Genomic DNA, 16,554 nt, shown 5'->3' with positions numbered 1-16,554 from the left:
GCAGGCGCCCCGCGCGCGCGCCCTGCTTCAGCGTCGCGCCAGCCCGCCCACCGCGGCCGCCAGGCGGTCGATTTCCGCTGGCGTGGTCAGGTAGCTGACCGAGGCGCGCGCCACGCTGTGCAGGCCGCGCGCCCGCATATCCAGCGGTGTGTACGGCACGCCATTGGCAGTCGTGTTGATACCTTGCAAGGCCAACGCCTGGCTTACGTCTGCCGCCATCCAGCCGTCGATGTTGAACGACACCAGCCCCGAGCACACCGGCCCCAGGTCATGCACCGTTACCCCGCGAATGCCCCGGAGCCGCTCGCGCAACAGGCTGGCATGGGCATCCACGCGCGCGGATGGCGTCCACGCCCACATCCAGCGCCTCTTGCAGCGCATTGGCCAGCCCGCACACCAGGGCCATCGGCTTTTCGCTGCTTTCCAGGAGCCGGGCGCCGGCATGCGGCACGGCCACGCCATCCTGCCCCACGGGCGCCGACAGGGTGTCGACGAACGCCGGCGTCAGCCGCGCGACGGTCTCGGCGCGCACGTACGCCAGTGCCAGCCCGCGCGGCCCGCGCAGATGCTTGCGGACCGGCGCCACCAGCACATCGCAGCCCAGGGCGCGAACATCCACCGGCCATTGCCCCAGCGCCTGCGCCGCGTCCACGATATAGGGAATGCCGTGGCGGCGCGCTATGGCGCCGATCTCGGCCGCCGGGTTGACTAACCCGCCATTGGCGGGCATCCAGGTCAGCGAAATCAGTTTCACCCGTTCGTCCAGCATGGCCAGCAATGCTTCGGGCGATGCGCGCCCATCGGCATCGCAAGGAATGGGTTCTATGCGGGCGCCGGCGCGCCCCGCCACCTGCTGCATCGTGGCCAGGTTGCCGCCCCATTCATGGCGCCCCGTCAGGATGCGGTCGCCCGGGGCCCAGGGGCCCAAGGCCGCGAAAGCGCGGCCCCAGGCGTCCGAGCAGCCCGAGGCGAAGGCGATTTCGTCCGGCCCAGCGCCAACCAGCCGGGCCGCGCGGGTGCGCGCCGCATCCAGCGTGTCCCGCACGGCCTGTGCCGCCTCCATGGGCCCCCGTATGGCTTCGCGCCGCAAATGCTCGACCATGGCGTCCACCGTGGCCGCCGATGGCAACGAGGCGCCCGCATGATTGAAATGCACCACGCTCGACACGCCCGGGGTGGCTTGCCGCAGGCGTTCGACATCGGCGTCCGACAGGCCGGCCTGGCGCGCGCCCATGCTAGGACTCGATCTGGATGATGGCTTCGACCTCGACCGCGACGCCGCGCGGCAGCGAAGCGACTCCCACGGCGGTGCGCGCATGGCGGCCGGCCTCGCCCAGCACCTCGACCATCAGGTCGGACGCGCCGTCGGCCACCGCGCTCTGCCGGTTGAATTCCGGCGTACACGCCACGAATACGCCCAGCCGCACCACGCGCAGCACCCGCGCCAGGTCGTCGCCCACCGCGTCGGCCAGGTGCGCCAGCACGCCCAGGGCGGCCTGCCGCGCCGCCTGGCGGCCCTCATCCTCGGTCAGCGTGTCGCCCACGCGGCCCAGCCAGACAGCCTGGTCGCCCTTGCGCGGCACCTGGCCGGAAATGAACAGCAGGTCGCCCACCTGCACCCTGGACACGTAATTGGCGGCCGGGCTGCCGGCCGGCTCCAGGGCCAGGCCCAGCGCCTGGACCCGTGCGCTGATTGCTGAAGACATGTGTCGTACCTCTTGCACATTGATGGATCGAGTTCCGATGCTAGCCGGCCCGCCGCCGCCTGGCCAACGAAAAATCCGCGGCCGCGCGCGAATGGCACGATTATGGCGGCCGGCCCGCGGCGCGATCCTCATCGCGCAAGCCGCAGGCCCTTCGTCAACCCCGCACCGGCCCGGGCCAGTTAAAATGGCCGGTTTCCCGCGCCACGGGCTTGCCGCACGCCCGTGCGGCGGCCGATTCCGCACGGTGCTCCGAATTCCAAGAATCCTATGCTCACCTTTCAGCAAATCATCCTCACGCTCCAGGACTACTGGGACAAGCAGGGCTGCGCCCTGCTGCAGCCGTACGACATGGAAGTCGGCGCCGGCACCTCTCACACCGCGACGTTCCTGCGCGCGATCGGCCCCGAGCCCTGGCGCGCGGCCTACGTGCAGCCCTCGCGCCGCCCCAAGGACGGCCGCTACGGCGAAAACCCCAATCGCCTGCAACACTATTACCAGTACCAGGTGGTGCTCAAGCCCGCGCCCCCCGAAATCCTCGACCTGTACATCGGTTCGCTGAAGGCGCTGGGCATCGACCCGGCCCGCCACGACATCCGCTTTGTCGAAGACGACTGGGAAAACCCCACGCTGGGCGCCTGGGGCCTGGGCTGGGAAGTCTGGCTCAACGGCATGGAAGTCACCCAGTTCACGTACTTCCAGCAAGTCGGCGGCCTGGACTGCACACCCACCACCGGCGAAATCACCTACGGCCTCGAACGCCTGGCCATGTACCTGCAGGGCGTCGAAAGCGTGTACGACCTGGTCTGGACCGAAGGCGCGCACGGCAACCGGGTGCTGTATCGCGACGTGTTCCACCAGAACGAAGTCGAACAGTCCACGTATAACTTCGAGCATGCGTCCGCCGACATGCTGTTCTCGCACTTCAACGACTACGAGGCCGAGGCCAGGCGCCTGATGGAAGTGCCGCTGGCCCTGCCCGCCTACGAGGCCACCCTGAAGGCCGCGCATACGTTCAACCTGCTGGATGCGCGCGGCGCCATCAGCGTCACCGAACGCGCGGCGTACATCGGCCGCATCCGTAACTTGTCGCGCGCCGTGGCGCAGGCTTATTACGATTCCCGCGAACGACTGGGCTTTCCCATGCTGGCTGGCCGTTGAACTGAAATCCATTCCCGACGCTACCCGCGACGCGAACGCCGCCGCGCAGCATGGACACTGACATGACAACAAACCTCAACCCCCTGCTGGTCGAACTGTTGACCGAAGAGCTTCCGCCCAAGGCCCTGCAGAAACTGGGCCAGGCATTTGCCGAAGGCCTGCGCGCCACGCTGCACAAGCATGGCCTGCTGGCCGATGGCTGCGACGTGGCCGCCTACGCCACGCCGCGCCGCCTGGCGGTGCGGCTGTCGCAGGTGCGCGGCCAGGCGCCCGACCAGGCCTACGCCGAGAAGCTCATGCCCGTCAAAGTGGGCCTGGACGCCGACGGCAAGCCCACGCCCGCGCTGCTGAAAAAGCTGGCGGCCAAGGGGCTCGACACCGTCGACCCTGCCGAGCTCGCCCGCGAATCCGATGGCAAACAGGACTATCTGGTCGCGCGCGGCACGGCGCCCGGCGCCCGGCTGGCCGAAGGCCTGCAAGACGGCCTGCAGGCCGCCATCGATGGCCTGCCCATTCCCAAAGTCATGCGCTATCAGCTGGCCGACGGCGTCACCACCGTGAAATTCGTGCGTCCCGCGCACAGCCTTGTCGCGCTGCACGGCGCCGACGTGGTGCCCGTGACGGCGCTGGGGCTGTCGGCAGGCCGCGACACGCAGGGCCACCGCTTCATGGCCGACGGTGCCATCGCGCTGTCGCACGCCGATGCCTACGAAACCACGCTGGCCGAGCAAGGCCGGGTGGTGGCCTCGTTCGAGACGCGCCGCGCCGAGATCGACCGCCAGCTGCAAGAACATGCCGCGCGGCTGGGCGCCACGCTGGGCGACGACCCCGAAGTGGCCGCGCTGCTCGACGAAGTCACCGCCCTGGTCGAACACCCCACCGTGTACGTGGGGCAGTTCGACGAGCAATTCCTGCAGGTGCCGCAGGAATGCCTGATCCTGACCATGCGGTTGAACCAGAAATATTTCCCGCTGTTCGACCCGGCCACCGGCAAGCTGACGCATCGCTTCCTGATCGTCAGCAACATGCATACCGACGATCCGGCCAACATCATCGAAGGCAACCAGCGCGTGGTGCGCCCGCGCCTGGCCGACGCACAGTTCTTCTTCGATACCGACCGCAAGACGCCGTTGGCCGCGCGCGTGCCGCAGCTGGGCAGCATCGTCTATCACAACAAACTGGGCACGCAGCTCGAACGCGTCGAGCGCGTGCGCGCCATCGCGCGCGGCGTGGCCGAGCAATTGGGCGGCGACGCCGCCGCGGCCGACCGCGCCGCCCTGCTGGCCAAGGCCGACCTGGGCACCAATATGGTGGGCGAATTCCCCGAGCTGCAGGGCATCATGGGCGCCTATTACGCCGCGGGCGACGGCGAACCCGAATCCGTGGTGCAGGCCCTGCGCGGGCAATACCGCATCCGCCTGGACGCGCCCGTCACGCCCGACACGCTCGCCGCGACCGCGCTGTTCATCGCCGAACGCGCCGAAACGCTGGTCGGCATCTGGGGCATCGGGCTGGCGCCCACCGGCGAACGCGACCCGTTCGGCCTGCGGCGCGCCGCGCTGGGCCTGATCAGCGCGTTCGAACAGCTGGCCGCCGGCGGCATGCTGGCGCCCAGCGCCGACGGCCCGCTCACCCTGGACGGCCTGCTGGCGCTGGCGGCCGGCACCTTCGCGGCAGACAAGATCCCGGCCGCCACCGTGCCCGAGGTCCGCGCCTTCATTTACGAACGCTATCGCAACCAACTGGCCGGCGACTTCGACCGCAATGCCGTCGACGCCGTCATAGCGGTGGCCCCGCCCCTGCACCAGGTGGCCGCGCGCGTACGTGCGGTCACCGAATTCGGCAAGTTGCCCGAAGCGGCCAGCCTGGCCGCGGCCAACAAGCGCATCGGCAACCTGCTCAAGAAAGCCGAAGGCGAAATCGGCGCTGTCGACGCGGCGCGCCTGGCCGAGCCCGCCGAACAGGCGCTGGCCGCGGCCGTCGCGGCGCTGCAACCCCAGGCGCAGGCGCAACTGCGGGCCGGCGATTTCGCCGGCAGCCTCAGCACGCTGGCGCAGGCGCGCGAACCGGTAGACGCCTTCTTCGCCGATGTGATGGTCATGGCCGACGACCCCGCCGTGCGCGCCAACCGCCTGGCGCTGCTGGCCCAGTTGCATGGCCTGATGAACCAGGTTGCTGACATTTCCAGGCTGGCACAGTGAAGCTCATCATTCTCGATCGCGACGGCGTCATCAACCGGGACAGCGCGGCCTTCGTCAAGTCGCCCGATGAATGGGTGGCCCTGCCCGGCAGCCTGGCCGCCATCGCCCGCCTGTCGCAGGCCGGGTATACCGTGGTGGTGGCCAGCAACCAATCGGGCCTGGCGCGCGGCCTGTTCGACATGGCGACGCTCAATGCCATCCATGCCAAGCTGCACCGTGAAGTGGCCCAGGCGGGCGGCATGGTCGACGCCATTTTCCTGTGCCCGCATGGGCCCGACGATGGCTGCGCATGTCGCAAGCCGCTGCCGGGCATGTATTACGACATTGCCCACCGCTACGACACCAATCTGGCCGGCGTGCCATCGGTAGGCGATTCGCTGCGCGACCTGCAGGCCGCCGCCGCGGCCGGCTGCTCGCCGTGGCTGGTGCTTACCGGCAACGGCGCCAAGACCCGCCAGGGCGAACTGCCGCCCGGCACGCGCATTGCCAACGACTTGTCGGCCGTTGCCGATACCTTGCTGCAGGATGCCTGATCCCATGGCCTGGCTGCGTTCGTTCTTGTATATGGTGTTCCTGGTCGTCACGGTCATTCCGTACGCCTTTGCCTGCATTTTGTGGGCGCCGCTGCCGCAGCACTGGCGCTACAGGCTCACTGTCGGCTGGCCGCGCCTGGCCATCTGGGGGGCCAAGGTCTTCTGCGGCATCCGCTGGCAGATCAAGGGCGCCGAAAACCTGCCGGACGGCGCCTGCATTCTGCTGTCCAAGCACCAGTCGGCCTGGGAAACCCTGTTCTTTCCCGCCCACATGCCGCGCGAAGTCTGCTACGTCTACAAGCGCGAGCTGCACATGCTGCCGTTCTTCGGCTGGGGCCTGGCGCTGCTGCGCATGATCCCCATCGACCGCGCCAAGGGCCGCGACGCCTTCGAGCAAGTGATCCGACAAGGCTCGTTGCGCCTGCAGGAAGGCCGCTGGCCCCTGCTGTTTCCCGAAGGCACGCGGGTCGCACCCGGCGCCACGGCGCGCTTCAAGATGGGCGGCGCGCTGCTGGCCGTGCGCACCGGGGCGGTCGTGGTGCCCGTGGCGCTCAACGCCGGCGAATGCTGGCGCCGCAACGCCTTCATCAAAAAGCCCGGCATGATCACGGTATCGATCGGGCCCGCGATAGAATCGTCGGGACACACGCCCGAAGAACTGAACGCCAAGGTCCAGGCCTGGATCGAAGGCGAAATGCGCGAACTCAATCCCGAAAGGTATGTCCAGCAACGGTCAGCTTGAACTCCTGTTCGCCGAACCGGCCGCCCCCGCGCCCCGCGCGCCCGAGGCGGCGCCTTTGCTGACCACGCCCGCCGCCCCCCCCGCCACGGTTGCCACGCCCCGCCCCGACGTACTGCCGGCGGGGGCCCGCTGGCGCGAGGTGGCCACCGAGCAGCAAACCATCGGTTTCGTGCTGCTGCGCTCCCGGCGCCGCAGCATCGGCTTTGTAGTGGCCGACGACGGCCTGCGGGTCACGGCGCCCAACTGGGTCACGCTCGCCCAGATCGATGACGCCGTGCGCGAAAAATCGCGCTGGATACTCGCCAAGCTGCGCGACTGGCAAGCGCGCAAAGAACAACTGGCCATGGGCCAGACCCGCTGGCAGGCCGGAGGCGAACTGCCGTACCTGGGCAAGCGCATCGTGCTCGCCCTGAGCGCCGAGCATCGCCAGGCCACGATTTCCGGCGATGCCGACGCTCCCCACGACGGCGCAACGCTGTGGCTGCCCTTGCCCGCCAACGCGGATCAGTCGCGGGTGCGCGATGCCGCACAGGCCTGGCTGCAACAACGCGCCGGCGCCGTGTTCGGATCCCGCCTGGCCCACTTCCTGCAGGTCAGCGGGCTGAAGATCCGCCGCTGGCGCCTGTCGTCGGCCGCCACGCGCTGGGGCTCGTGCACCAGCGACGGCAACATCATGCTCAACTGGCGGCTCATCCACTTCGCGCCGTCCATCATCGACTACGTCATCGCCCACGAGCTTGCCCACCTGCGCGAAATGAATCACAGCCGCGATTTCTGGGCCGAAGTCGGCAACATCATGCCCGACTACGAAGCCGCCAAGAACGTGCTGCGGCGGCACGATCCGGCCGCGCTGCCGCAGTTCTAGGCCGCCGCCATGGAACTCCGGCAGCTGCGCTATTTCGTCAAGGTGGCCGAATGCGGCAGCATGGGCCGCGCCGCCGCCGACCTGGGCGTTGTCACCTCGGCGCTCAGCCAGCAGATCAGCCGCCTGGAAAGCGAACTGTCCACGCGGCTGCTGACGCGCACGTCCACCGGCGTCACCCCCACCGACGCCGGACTCGCCTTCCTGCGCCAGGCGCAGTTGGCCTTGCGTCACGCCGACGGCGCCGCGCAGGCCGCCAAACAATCCCGGCTGACGGGGCAGGTCAGTATCGGCCTGCCGGCCACCACTGCCACGGTGCTGGCGCGGCCCTTCATGAACGCAATGCGCGAACGCTATCCCGATGTGCGCGTACGCCTGGTGGCCACGCTGTCGGGCTACCTGACCAGCATGCTCAATGCGCGCCAGCTCGACCTGGCCATTGTGTTCGGCGCGGAATCGGCTCGCCGCTGGAGCGTGTTGCCCCTGGTGGACGAACGGCTCTTCCTGATCGCCTGCCCCGATCTGCCGGGCCTGCCCCCCGAAGGGCCCGTGCGCATGCGCGACATCGGCAACTTGCCCTACCTGTTGCCGGGCAGCTCGCACGGCCTGCGCGCGCTGGTGGATGCCGGCTTCGACCGCGTGCGCGTAGAACCCGATCTCGTGGCCGAGATCGACGGCCTGGACGTGCTGATGGACCTGGTGCGCGACGGGCTCGGCGCCACCATCCAGCCCGGCGCGGCTACCGTACGGCTGCAAGGCGAGCCCCTTGCGGTGCGCCTGATTTCCGATCGCAACCTGCGGCGCCGCAATCTGCTGGTCAGCCTGTCCGATGACGAGCTGTCGCCCGCCGCGCTGGCGGCCCGCGTACTGCTGGCCCGCACGGCCCATGAACTGGTCAGGTCCGGCGGCTGGCGGGGCGCCACTCTTCACAAAGCGTGAACAACCATTGACGAACCGGGCGTAGCGGGATCCCGCCGCGCCCCCCTATAGTCGGGCACCGACTCTAGGGATGTTCCGATGTTCGACGTACTGGTCATAGGTGGCGGCAATGCTGCGCTCTGTGCCGCGCTGATGGCGCGCGAAGCGGGCGCCAGCGTCTTGCTGCTTGAAGCCGCCCCGCGCGAATGGCGCGGCGGCAATTCGCAGCACACGCGCAACCTGCGCTGCATGCACGACGCGCCGCAAGACGTGCTGGTCGATGCCTACCCCGAAGAAGAATACTGGCAAGACCTGCTCAAGGTCACCGGCGGCCTGACCAATGAACACCTGGCGCGCCTGGTCATTCGCGCATCGTCCACGTGCCGCGACTGGATGCGCAAGCATGGCGTGCGCTTCCAGCCGCCCTTGTCCGGCGCGCTGCACGTGGCGCGCACCAACGCCTTCTTCATGGGCGGCGGCAAGGCGCTGGTCAACGCTTACTATCGCAGCGCCGAGGCGCTGGGCGTACAGATCCGCTATGACACGCCGGTGGATTCGCTTGAACTCGACGACGGCCGCTTCGTGGCGGCGCGGTCGGGCAGCCAGCGCTTCCCGGCGCGCGCCTGTGTGCTGGCCGCGGGCGGCTTCGAATCCAACCGCGAGTGGCTGCGCGAAGCCTGGGGCCAGAACGAGCGCGGCGAATGGCCGGCCGACAACTTCCTGATCCGCGGCACGCGCTTCAACATGGGTGTGCTGCTGAAATTCATGATGGACGCGGGCGCCGATATCATCGGCGACCCGTCCCAGTCGCATTGTGTCGCCATCGACGCCCGCGCGCCCTTGTACGACGGCGGCATCTGTACGCGCATCGATTGCGTATCGCTGGGCGTGGTGGTCAACCGCGACGCACGGCGCTTCTACGACGAAGGCGAAGACTTCTGGCCCAAGCGCTACGCCATCTGGGGCCGCCTGACGGCCATGCAGCCCGGGCAGATCGCCTATTCCATCATCGACAGCAAGGCCGTGGGGCGCTTCATGCCCCCGGTGTTCCCGGGCGTGCAGGCAGACTCGCTGCCCGAGCTCGCACGCAAGCTGGGCCTGGACGAGGCCCGCTTCATGCAAACGCTGTCCGAATACAACGCTGCATGCCGGGTAGGCACCTTCGACCACACCACGCTGGACGATTGCCACACTGTCGGCATCGAGCCGGCCAAGACGCACTGGTCCCGGCCCATCGACACGCCGCCGTTCTATGGCTACGCGTTGCGCCCCGGCATCACCTTCACCTATCTGGGCCTGAAAGTCGACGACACCGCGGCCGTGCGCTTTGGCGACCGCCCCAGCGACAACCTGTTCGTGGCCGGCGAAATGATGGCCGGCAACGTACTGGGCAAGGGGTACACCGCGGGCGTGGGCATGTCCATCGGAACTGCCTTCGGCCGTATTGCCGGCACGCGCGCCGCAGCGGCGGCGCTGGCCCAACGCGCCTGCGGAGCACAATATGAAGCAGCTTGAAGTACTGACCCGCCAGGCCCGCGTCGCGGCCGCCCCTTCCGCCGCCCGCATGGCGTCCGAACAACCCGTGCACTGGCATGCCCGCGCCAGCGAGCCCGCCGCGCCCCTGAGCGACAACGAAGCCGAAGTGGCACGCGTCATGCAGATATGCAACGCGTGCCGGTACTGCGAAGGTTTCTGTGCGGTGTTTCCCGCCATGACGCGCCGCCTGGAGTTCGGCAAGGCCGATGTCAACTACCTGGCCAACCTGTGCCACAACTGCGGCGCCTGTCTGCACGCCTGCCAGTACGCGCCGCCGCACGAATTCGGCGTCAACGTGCCCCAGGCCATGGCCCGCGTGCGCGTGCAGACTTACGCCGACTACGCCTGGCCGCCCGCGCTGGGCAAGCTGTACCAGCGCAACGGCCTGACGCTCGCGCTGGCCAGCGCGGCGGCGTTGGCGTTTTTCCTGGTCCTGGCGGCCGCTGCCACAGGCGGCCTGCTGCATGAACCGCTGGCAGGCAACTTCTACGCGATCTTCCCGCACAACACGCTGGCCCTGATGTTCGGGCTGGTATTCGGCTTTGCCATGCTGGCGCTGGCCCTGGGCGTGGCGCGCTTCTGGCGCGATGTGTCGCCCGGCCGGGCCAGCGGCGCGGCCGTGGCCGAAGCCACGCACGACGCGTTGCGCCTGAAGTACCTGGATGGCGGCCATGGCGAAGGCTGCAACAACGCCGACGATGCCTACACCTTGGCGCGGCGGCGGTTCCATCACCTGACCTTCTATGGGTTCATGCTTTGCTTTGCCGCCACTTGCGTGGCAACGCTGTACCACTATGCGTTCGGCTGGCCCGCGCCGTACCCGGTGCTGAGCCTGCCCGTCATGCTGGGCACCGTCGGCGGCATCGGACTGCTCATCGGTCCGGCGGGCCTGTTGTGGCTGAACCTGAAACGCCACCCCGAGCATGGCGACGCAGCGCAGCGCCCCATGGACCGCGGCTTCATCGTGCTGTTGTTCCTGGTCAGCCTGACCGGGCTGCTGCTGCTTGCGCTGCGCGATACCCGCGCCATGGGCCTGATGCTGGCCGTGCATCTGGGCGTGGTGATGGCCCTGTTCCTGACACTGCCCTACGGCAAGTTCGCGCACGGCATCTACCGCAGCGCGGCCTTGTTGAAATGGTCCATCGAAAAACGCCAGCCCGATCCCCTGAAGCTGGGCGCCGACTGACCGCCGCGTCCGCGCAGGCGGGCGCGCATTCTTACTGCAACACTGGAGACTCCCCATGACAACATCCCTGACCCGGGCCGCCTTCGCAGCGGCGCTGGCGGCCGGACTCTGTATGCCGGGCGCTGCCGCGGCCCAGGCCTTTCCCGAACGCTCCATCACCCTGGTCGTGCCGCACTCCGCCGGCGGCACTTCCGACATCCTGGCGCGCACCCTGGCCACCGAAGCGGCAAAGACGCTGGGCCAGACTATCGTGGTCGACAACAAAGGCGGCGCCAACGGCTCCATCGCCGCCAAGTCGGTGGCCACCTCGGCGCCCGACGGCTACACCCTGCTGCTGGCCACCGCCAGCACCCACGGCATCAACCCGGCGCTGTACAAAAAGCTGCAATACGACGCCATCAAGGACTTCGCGCCCATCACGCTGCTGGCCACCGTGCCCAACGTGCTGGTCGTGGGCAAGCAGGTACAGGCTGCCGACGTGCCGGGCCTGATCGCGGAAATCAAGGCCGACGGCGACCGCTTCAACATGGCCTCGGCGGGCGCCGGCACCCCCGGCCACCTGGCGGGCGAAATGTTCAAGCAGCGCGCAGGCCTTGAATTCGTCCACGTGCCCTACAAGGGCGGCAGCCCTGCCATCGCCGATCTTATCGGCGGCCAGGTGCAGTTTCTGTTCACCACGATTCCGGGCGCCCTTCCCAACATCAAGGCCGGCACGCTGCGCGCCCTGGCGGTAACGTCGCCGCGCCGCTCGCCGGCCCTGCCCGAACTGCCCACCATGGCCGAATCCGGGCTGCCGGGCTTCCAGGCGATTTCATGGCACGGCATCGTGGCGCCTGCCGGCACGCCCGCGTCGGTCGTCGACACGCTGAACCAGGCGTTCTCCCGGGCGCTGGCGTCGGAACAGGTGCGCCAGCGTCTCCTGGAAGAAGGCGCCGAGGCCGCCAGCCTGAACACCCAGGCGTTCGGCGAGTTCATCCAGCAGGAAATCGCCAATTGGGCCAAGGCGGTCGAAGCCTCCGGCGCCACGGCGAACTGAGCCGGCCCGCGCGGGAAGGCGCCGCGGTTTTGCTACGATGTGGCCTGGCATTGTGGCCATGCCTGGCCTCATCGAGCAACACAAGGAATTCCCCATGCGACTTCTGCACACCATGCTGCGCGTCGGCAATCTGGACCGATCGCTAGACTTCTACACCAACGTGCTGGGCATGCGCGTCCTGCGCCGCAAAGACTACCCCGAAGGCAAGTTCACGCTGGCCTTCGTGGGCTACCAGGACGAAAGCGAAGGCGCCGTCATCGAGCTCACCCACAACTGGGACACCGATACCTACGACCTCGGCAACGGCTATGGCCACATCGCGCTCGAAGTCGAAGACGCCTACGAAGCCTGTGAAAAGGTCAAGCAAAAAGGCGGCAAGGTGACGCGCGAAGCCGGCCCCATGAAGCACGGCACCACCGTGATCGCCTTTGTAGAAGACCCCGACGGCTACAAAATCGAGTTCATCCAGCGCAAAGGCCGCAACGACTGAGCACACGGCCGACCGCGATGATCCACACCATCCTCAAGATGGGCGACCCGCGGCTGCTCCGGGTCGCCAAGCCTGTCGAACAATTCGACACGCCCGAGGTGCATACCCTGGTCTCCGACATGTTCGAAACCATGGTGCATGCGCAAGGCGTGGGCCTTGCGGCGCCGCAGATCGGCGTCGACCTGCAACTGGTGATCTTCGGGTTCGAGCACAACGAGCGTTATCCCGACGCCCCGCCCGTGCCCCAGACCGTGTTGTGCAACCCCGTCATCACCCCGCTATCGGACGAGCGCGAAGAAGGCTGGGAAGGCTGCCTGTCGGTGCCGGGCCTGCGCGGCCTGGTGCCGCGCTACCGGCACATCCGCTACACCGGCCGCGACCCCCACGGCAACCTCATCGACCGCGAGGCCGAAGGCTTTCATGCGCGCGTCGTGCAGCACGAATGCGACCATCTCATCGGTCGCCTGTATCCGTCGCGCATCGAAGATTTTTCGAAGTTCGGGTTTACCGAAATACTGTTCCCGGGCATGGACCCGAACCGCGACGATTGACCGGCCGGCGCGTCATGCCCGGCCCCGGGCATGACGAAGCTAGGCTTGCGTGGGCGCCGCCCGCGCGAATTCGCCTGGCGCGAAATCATCCACCGCCACCACCTGCGCCACCGCCTCTTCGGCGGCCTGGATCTGGCGCGCCTGCTCATCGGTGATCGCGCCGCCGCGATGGGCATCGCGCCAGTCGCGCACGCCCTCGCGGCGCAGCCGGTCGTGCAGGGGCTGGACGGCATTGACAAGCGAGAAGGCTCTTTCGAGCTGGGCGAGCACGTCGGCCCCGTCGCCGCGCTGCAGGTCGGCCGCCAGGCGGTCGCGCGTGGGCGATGGCGCCAGCAGCAGGTCAGCGCATTCGCGCGTCAGTGCGTCGCCGGGGCCGCGATTCAGCCGTACCGGCAGCACCATGGCGCGCAGCAGCCACGCCAATGGCCGCGCCGGCAGGTTGGCCAGCACCTGGTCGATGCGGGCTTCGAGCCGCGCGCAGCCGTCATCCATGCACCAGTGCACCAGCGGCAGGTCGGCATGGCGGCGTCCCTCGTCTTCCCAGCGCTTGAGCACGGCCGAAAGCAGATAGAGCTCGGACAGGATGTCGCCCAGCCGAGCCGACAGCATCTCGCGGCGCTTGAGCGCGCCGCCCATTGACCCCAGGGCCGCGTCGGCCAGCAGCGCGAAGGCGGACGCATAGCGGCCAAGCCGCCGGTAGTGGCGCGCCGTGGGACCGGTGGCGGGCGCCCGCGCCAGCAGGCCGCCCGTCCAGGCGCGCCCCCAGGCCCGCAACGCATTGCAGGCGGCGTGGGCCAGGTGTTTCCAGAAAACCTCGTGAAACGCCTGGGCGCCTCGGGCCTCGTCGCTATCGCCCAGCGCCATGATTTCGCGCATCAGGTACGGATGCGCCCGTACGGCGCCCTGACCGAAGATGATGAGGCAACGGGTCAGGATATTGGCCCCTTCGACGGTAATGGCGATAGGAACGGCGCGGTACAGCGGGCCCAGGTAATTGGACGGGCCGTCGATGACGGCCTTGCCGCCATGGATATCCATGGCGTCGTTGACCGACTCGCGCATGCGTTCCGTGGCGTGGTATTTCATGATGGCCGACACCACGGCCGGCTTGTGGCCCTGGTTCAGGGCGGCGCACGTCAGGCGGCGCGCCGCCTCGACCTGGTATGCGTTGGCTGCCAGGCGGGCCAGTTTTTCCTGCACGCCTTCGAAGCGGCCCACGGCAATGCCGAACTGCTGCCGCACGCGGGCATACATGCCGCTGACATGCGCGCAATAGACGGCCGCCGCGGCCGACAGCGAGGGCAGCGAAATGCCGCGCCCGGCCGCCAGCGCGCTCATCAGCATCTGCCATCCCTGCCCCGCCTTGGCCGGCCCGCCGATCAGGGCATCGATGGGCACGAACACATCCTTGCCCTGGTTGGGGCCGTTCTGGAACGCCTGCATGGACGGCAGGTGCCGGCGGCCGATCGTGACGCCCGGCGCATCCGTGGGCACCAGCGCCACCGAAATACCGACGTCGGCGGGCCCGCCGAGCAGGCCGTCGGGATCGTACAGCTTGAACGCCAGGCCCAGCACCGTGGCGACCGGCCCCAGGGTGATGTAGCGCTTGTGCCAGTTCAGCCTGATGCCCAGCACTTCCTGGCCGTCGATCACCTGGCGGCACACTACGCCCGTGTCGGTCATCGAAGCCGCGTCCGAGCCCGCTTCGGGGCTGGTGAGCCCGAAGCAAGGCACTTCGGTGCCGTCTGCCAGGCGCGGCAGCCAGTAGTCGCGCTGGGCGCGCGTTCCGAACTGCAACAGGAGTTCGCCCGGCCCCAGAGAATTGGGCACCATCACGGTGACGCCGGCCGTGACGGAATAGGCGGAAATGCGGCGCACGACTTCGGAATGCGCGTACGGCGAGAAACCCAGGCCCCCGTATGACTCGGGGATGATCATGCCGAAGAACCGGTGCTCGCGCATGAAGCGCCACACGGGTTCGGGCAGATCGCCGTAAGACCAGGTGATGTCCCATTCGTTGAGCATGGCGCACAGCTGCGCCACGGGGCCGTCGATGAACTGCTGTTCGGTAGCCGTCAGGGTGGCCTGCGGCACGGCAAGCAAGGTGTTCCAGTTGGGGTCGCCCGTGAACAGATCGGCATCCCACCAGACGTCGCCCGCCTCGATGGCGTCGCGCTCGGTGTCGGACAGGCCCGGCATCGCCTTGCGGGCCCAGCGGTATGCAGGATCGGATATGCGGCGACGCCGCCAGGCATTGAAGTCCATATCAGCCTTTTGTGAAATGCACGTACCCGGGCAAGTTAACAGAATCGGCACGGCGTTGGCATCCCCGGCGGGCCAAGTCTGCGACAATGGGCGTCGCCGCGGCAGGCGGTTTCCACGCAGCCCTTGTGTTCCATCATGCTCAATAAGCTCTGGTTGGGTTTTTTTCTGGCCGCCACCGCGGCGGGCCTGTATCGCTGGTTTGCCCTGGCCGACGTCGATGTCTTTCGCGACATCGTCGCCAGCCTTTTCGACATGGCGCGCGTCTCGGTCGAAGTCATGGTGCTGCTGTTCGGCACCCTGACGCTGTGGCTGGGCTTTCTTCGCATTGCCGAAGCCGCCGGCCTGGTAGAAAAGCTGGCCGCGCTGCTGGGGCCGCTGTTCGCCCGGCTGATGCCCGAAGTTCCGCGCGGCCATCCGGCCATCGGGCTCATCACCCTGAACTTCGCCGCCAATGGGCTGGGCCTGGACAACGCCGCCACGCCCATCGGGTTGCGCGCCATGCGCGAATTGCAGACGCTGAACCCGGCTCCGGAAACCGCCACCAATGCGCAGATCCTTTTCCTGGTGCTCAATGCCTCGTCATTGACACTGCTGCCGGTGACGATCTTCATGTTCCGCGCGCAGCAGGGCGCCGCCGACCCCACCCTGGTGTTCCTGCCGATATTGCTGGCCACCAGCGCCTCGACGCTCGCCGGCCTGCTTACCGTGGCGGCGTGCCAGCGCCTGAAGCTGCACGACCCGGTGGCGCTGGCCTGGCTGGGCGGCGCGGCCCTGGCCCTGGGCGGGTTCATGGCCTTCCTGGCGGGCCTGTCGGCCGCCGCCCTTGCCAGCCTCTCATCGCTGCTGGGCAACGTCACCCTGTTCGGCGTGCTGCTCGCCTTCATGCTGGTGGGCGCGTATAAGCGCGTGCCCGTGTACGAAACCTTTATCGCCGGCGCCAAAGACGGCTTCGACGTGGCAAAGAGCCTGCTGCCCTACCTGGTGGCCATGCTGTGCGCCGTGGGAGTACTGCGGGCTTCCGGCGCCCTGGATATCGCCCTGGAAGGCGTACGCTGGATGGTCCAGGCATTCGGATGGGACACGCGCTTTGTCGACGCCCTGCCCACGGCGCTGGTCAAACCTTTTTCGGGCAGCGCGGCCCGCGCCATGATGCTGGAAACCATGGAACACTTCGGCGCAGACAGCTTCCCTGCCCTGCTTGCCGCCGTCATGCAAGGCAGCACCGAAACCACGTTCTACGTGCTGGCCGTGTATTTCGGGTCCGTGGGCATTCTGCGCGCGCGCCACGCCGTCGGCTGCGCGCTCGCGGCCGACCTGGCAGGCGTGCTGGCTTCCATCGGGGTCTGCTACTGGTTCTTCGGGTAGTTTGC

Annotated in this window: 14 protein-coding genes and 1 pseudogene; 12 read left to right on the top strand and 3 right to left on the bottom strand. The window is 68.2% G+C overall.

The genetic code is table 11. The features are described from left to right. Nucleotides 1-27: 27 nt before the first annotated feature. Together CAL18_RS02545 and CAL18_RS02540 are read right to left on the bottom strand one after the other, a co-directional pair. Nucleotides 28-1,234: pseudogene (locus tag CAL18_RS02545) on the bottom strand (aminotransferase class V-fold PLP-dependent enzyme). A 1-nt stretch (nucleotide 1,235) separates the two neighbouring features. Next, a complete protein-coding gene (locus tag CAL18_RS02540; RefSeq protein WP_026640970.1) occupies nucleotides 1,236-1,706 on the bottom strand; it encodes a RidA family protein in 471 nt (156 codons plus the stop codon). A gap of 267 nt (nucleotides 1,707-1,973) precedes the next feature. Between CAL18_RS02540 and glyQ the strand changes: the two genes are divergently transcribed. From glyQ to def, 11 genes are all read left to right on the top strand, one after another. Continuing rightward, entirely contained in the window at nucleotides 1,974-2,864 is an 891-nt protein-coding gene (gene glyQ / locus CAL18_RS02535) for a glycine--tRNA ligase subunit alpha (protein WP_026640971.1), read from the top strand. A 62-nt stretch (nucleotides 2,865-2,926) separates the two neighbouring features. Beyond that, a complete protein-coding gene (glyS, locus tag CAL18_RS02530; protein ID WP_094817287.1) occupies nucleotides 2,927-5,065 on the top strand; it encodes a glycine--tRNA ligase subunit beta in 2,139 nt (712 codons plus the stop codon). Beyond that, nucleotides 5,062-5,598, top strand: coding sequence for a D-glycero-beta-D-manno-heptose 1,7-bisphosphate 7-phosphatase (gmhB, locus tag CAL18_RS02525; RefSeq protein ID WP_094817274.1), 537 nt, complete (start codon nucleotides 5,062-5,064; stop codon nucleotides 5,596-5,598). Before glyS ends, gmhB begins: the two co-directional genes overlap by 4 nt. A 4-nt stretch (nucleotides 5,599-5,602) precedes the next feature. Further along, entirely contained in the window at nucleotides 5,603-6,340 is a 738-nt protein-coding gene (locus tag CAL18_RS02520; RefSeq protein ID WP_026640974.1) for a lysophospholipid acyltransferase family protein, read from the top strand. Beyond that, complete coding sequence (locus tag CAL18_RS02515; RefSeq protein WP_026640975.1) at nucleotides 6,318-7,205, top strand: M48 family metallopeptidase; 888 nt, start codon at nucleotides 6,318-6,320, stop codon at nucleotides 7,203-7,205. Before CAL18_RS02520 ends, CAL18_RS02515 begins: the two co-directional genes overlap by 23 nt. 9 nt (nucleotides 7,206-7,214) lie before the next feature. Further along, a complete protein-coding gene (locus CAL18_RS02510; RefSeq protein WP_094795980.1) occupies nucleotides 7,215-8,141 on the top strand; it encodes a LysR family transcriptional regulator in 927 nt (308 codons plus the stop codon). Nucleotides 8,142-8,219: 78 nt separating this feature from the next. Beyond that, nucleotides 8,220-9,635 (top strand): FAD-dependent tricarballylate dehydrogenase TcuA, encoded by a 1,416-nt coding sequence (gene tcuA / locus CAL18_RS02505; RefSeq protein WP_094817273.1) that lies wholly within the window; start codon nucleotides 8,220-8,222, stop codon nucleotides 9,633-9,635. Then, nucleotides 9,622-10,842, top strand: a complete 1,221-nt coding sequence (tcuB, locus tag CAL18_RS02500; protein ID WP_094817272.1) for a tricarballylate utilization 4Fe-4S protein TcuB — start codon at nucleotides 9,622-9,624, stop codon at nucleotides 10,840-10,842. Before tcuA ends, tcuB begins: the two co-directional genes overlap by 14 nt. A 55-nt stretch (nucleotides 10,843-10,897) precedes the next feature. Next, nucleotides 10,898-11,878, top strand: a complete 981-nt coding sequence (locus tag CAL18_RS02495) for a Bug family tripartite tricarboxylate transporter substrate binding protein (protein ID WP_026640979.1) — start codon at nucleotides 10,898-10,900, stop codon at nucleotides 11,876-11,878. 94 nt (nucleotides 11,879-11,972) lie between these two features. Continuing rightward, on the top strand, nucleotides 11,973-12,368 hold the full coding sequence (gloA, locus tag CAL18_RS02490) for a lactoylglutathione lyase (RefSeq protein WP_026640980.1): 396 nt from the start codon (nucleotides 11,973-11,975) through the stop codon (nucleotides 12,366-12,368). A 17-nt stretch (nucleotides 12,369-12,385) separates the two neighbouring features. Next, entirely contained in the window at nucleotides 12,386-12,919 is a 534-nt protein-coding gene (def, locus tag CAL18_RS02485; protein ID WP_094817271.1) for a peptide deformylase, read from the top strand. A 39-nt stretch (nucleotides 12,920-12,958) separates the two neighbouring features. Here the strand turns inward: def and CAL18_RS02480 are convergent, their stop codons facing one another. Continuing rightward, nucleotides 12,959-15,184 (bottom strand): acyl-CoA dehydrogenase, encoded by a 2,226-nt coding sequence (locus tag CAL18_RS02480; protein ID WP_094817270.1) that lies wholly within the window; start codon nucleotides 15,182-15,184, stop codon nucleotides 12,959-12,961. A 135-nt stretch (nucleotides 15,185-15,319) separates the two neighbouring features. Here CAL18_RS02480 and CAL18_RS02475 point away from each other — a divergent pair, with 135 nt between their 5' ends. Continuing rightward, complete coding sequence (locus tag CAL18_RS02475; protein WP_094817269.1) at nucleotides 15,320-16,549, top strand: nucleoside recognition domain-containing protein; 1,230 nt, start codon at nucleotides 15,320-15,322, stop codon at nucleotides 16,547-16,549. Nucleotides 16,550-16,554 lie beyond the last annotated feature (5 nt).

This window comes from Bordetella genomosp. 7 (genome assembly GCF_002261415.1).
Classification (GTDB): Bacteria; Pseudomonadota; Gammaproteobacteria; order Burkholderiales; family Burkholderiaceae_B; genus Bordetella_A.
Note: the sequence above shows the minus strand (reverse complement) of the source record. Positions and strands in the feature narration are given on the sequence as shown.

Bases quoted from the DNA above. Each gene is read 5' to 3' on its own strand.
- CAL18_RS02540 (WP_026640970.1), bottom strand. From the start codon at position 1,706: ATGTCTTCAGCAATCAGCGCACGGGTCCAGGCGCTGGGCCTGGCCCTG.
- glyQ (WP_026640971.1), top strand. From the start codon at position 1,974: ATGCTCACCTTTCAGCAAATCATCCTCACGCTCCAGGACTACTGGGAC.
- glyS (WP_094817287.1), top strand. From the start codon at position 2,927: ATGACAACAAACCTCAACCCCCTGCTGGTCGAACTGTTGACCGAAGAG.
- CAL18_RS02520 (WP_026640974.1), top strand. From the start codon at position 5,603: ATGGCCTGGCTGCGTTCGTTCTTGTATATGGTGTTCCTGGTCGTCACG.
- CAL18_RS02515 (WP_026640975.1), top strand. From the start codon at position 6,318: ATGTCCAGCAACGGTCAGCTTGAACTCCTGTTCGCCGAACCGGCCGCC.
- CAL18_RS02510 (WP_094795980.1), top strand. From the start codon at position 7,215: ATGGAACTCCGGCAGCTGCGCTATTTCGTCAAGGTGGCCGAATGCGGC.
- tcuA (WP_094817273.1), top strand. From the start codon at position 8,220: ATGTTCGACGTACTGGTCATAGGTGGCGGCAATGCTGCGCTCTGTGCC.
- tcuB (WP_094817272.1), top strand. From the start codon at position 9,622: ATGAAGCAGCTTGAAGTACTGACCCGCCAGGCCCGCGTCGCGGCCGCC.
- CAL18_RS02495 (WP_026640979.1), top strand. From the start codon at position 10,898: ATGACAACATCCCTGACCCGGGCCGCCTTCGCAGCGGCGCTGGCGGCC.
- gloA (WP_026640980.1), top strand. From the start codon at position 11,973: ATGCGACTTCTGCACACCATGCTGCGCGTCGGCAATCTGGACCGATCG.
- def (WP_094817271.1), top strand. From the start codon at position 12,386: ATGATCCACACCATCCTCAAGATGGGCGACCCGCGGCTGCTCCGGGTC.
- CAL18_RS02480 (WP_094817270.1), bottom strand. From the start codon at position 15,184: ATGGACTTCAATGCCTGGCGGCGTCGCCGCATATCCGATCCTGCATAC.
- CAL18_RS02475 (WP_094817269.1), top strand. From the start codon at position 15,320: ATGCTCAATAAGCTCTGGTTGGGTTTTTTTCTGGCCGCCACCGCGGCG.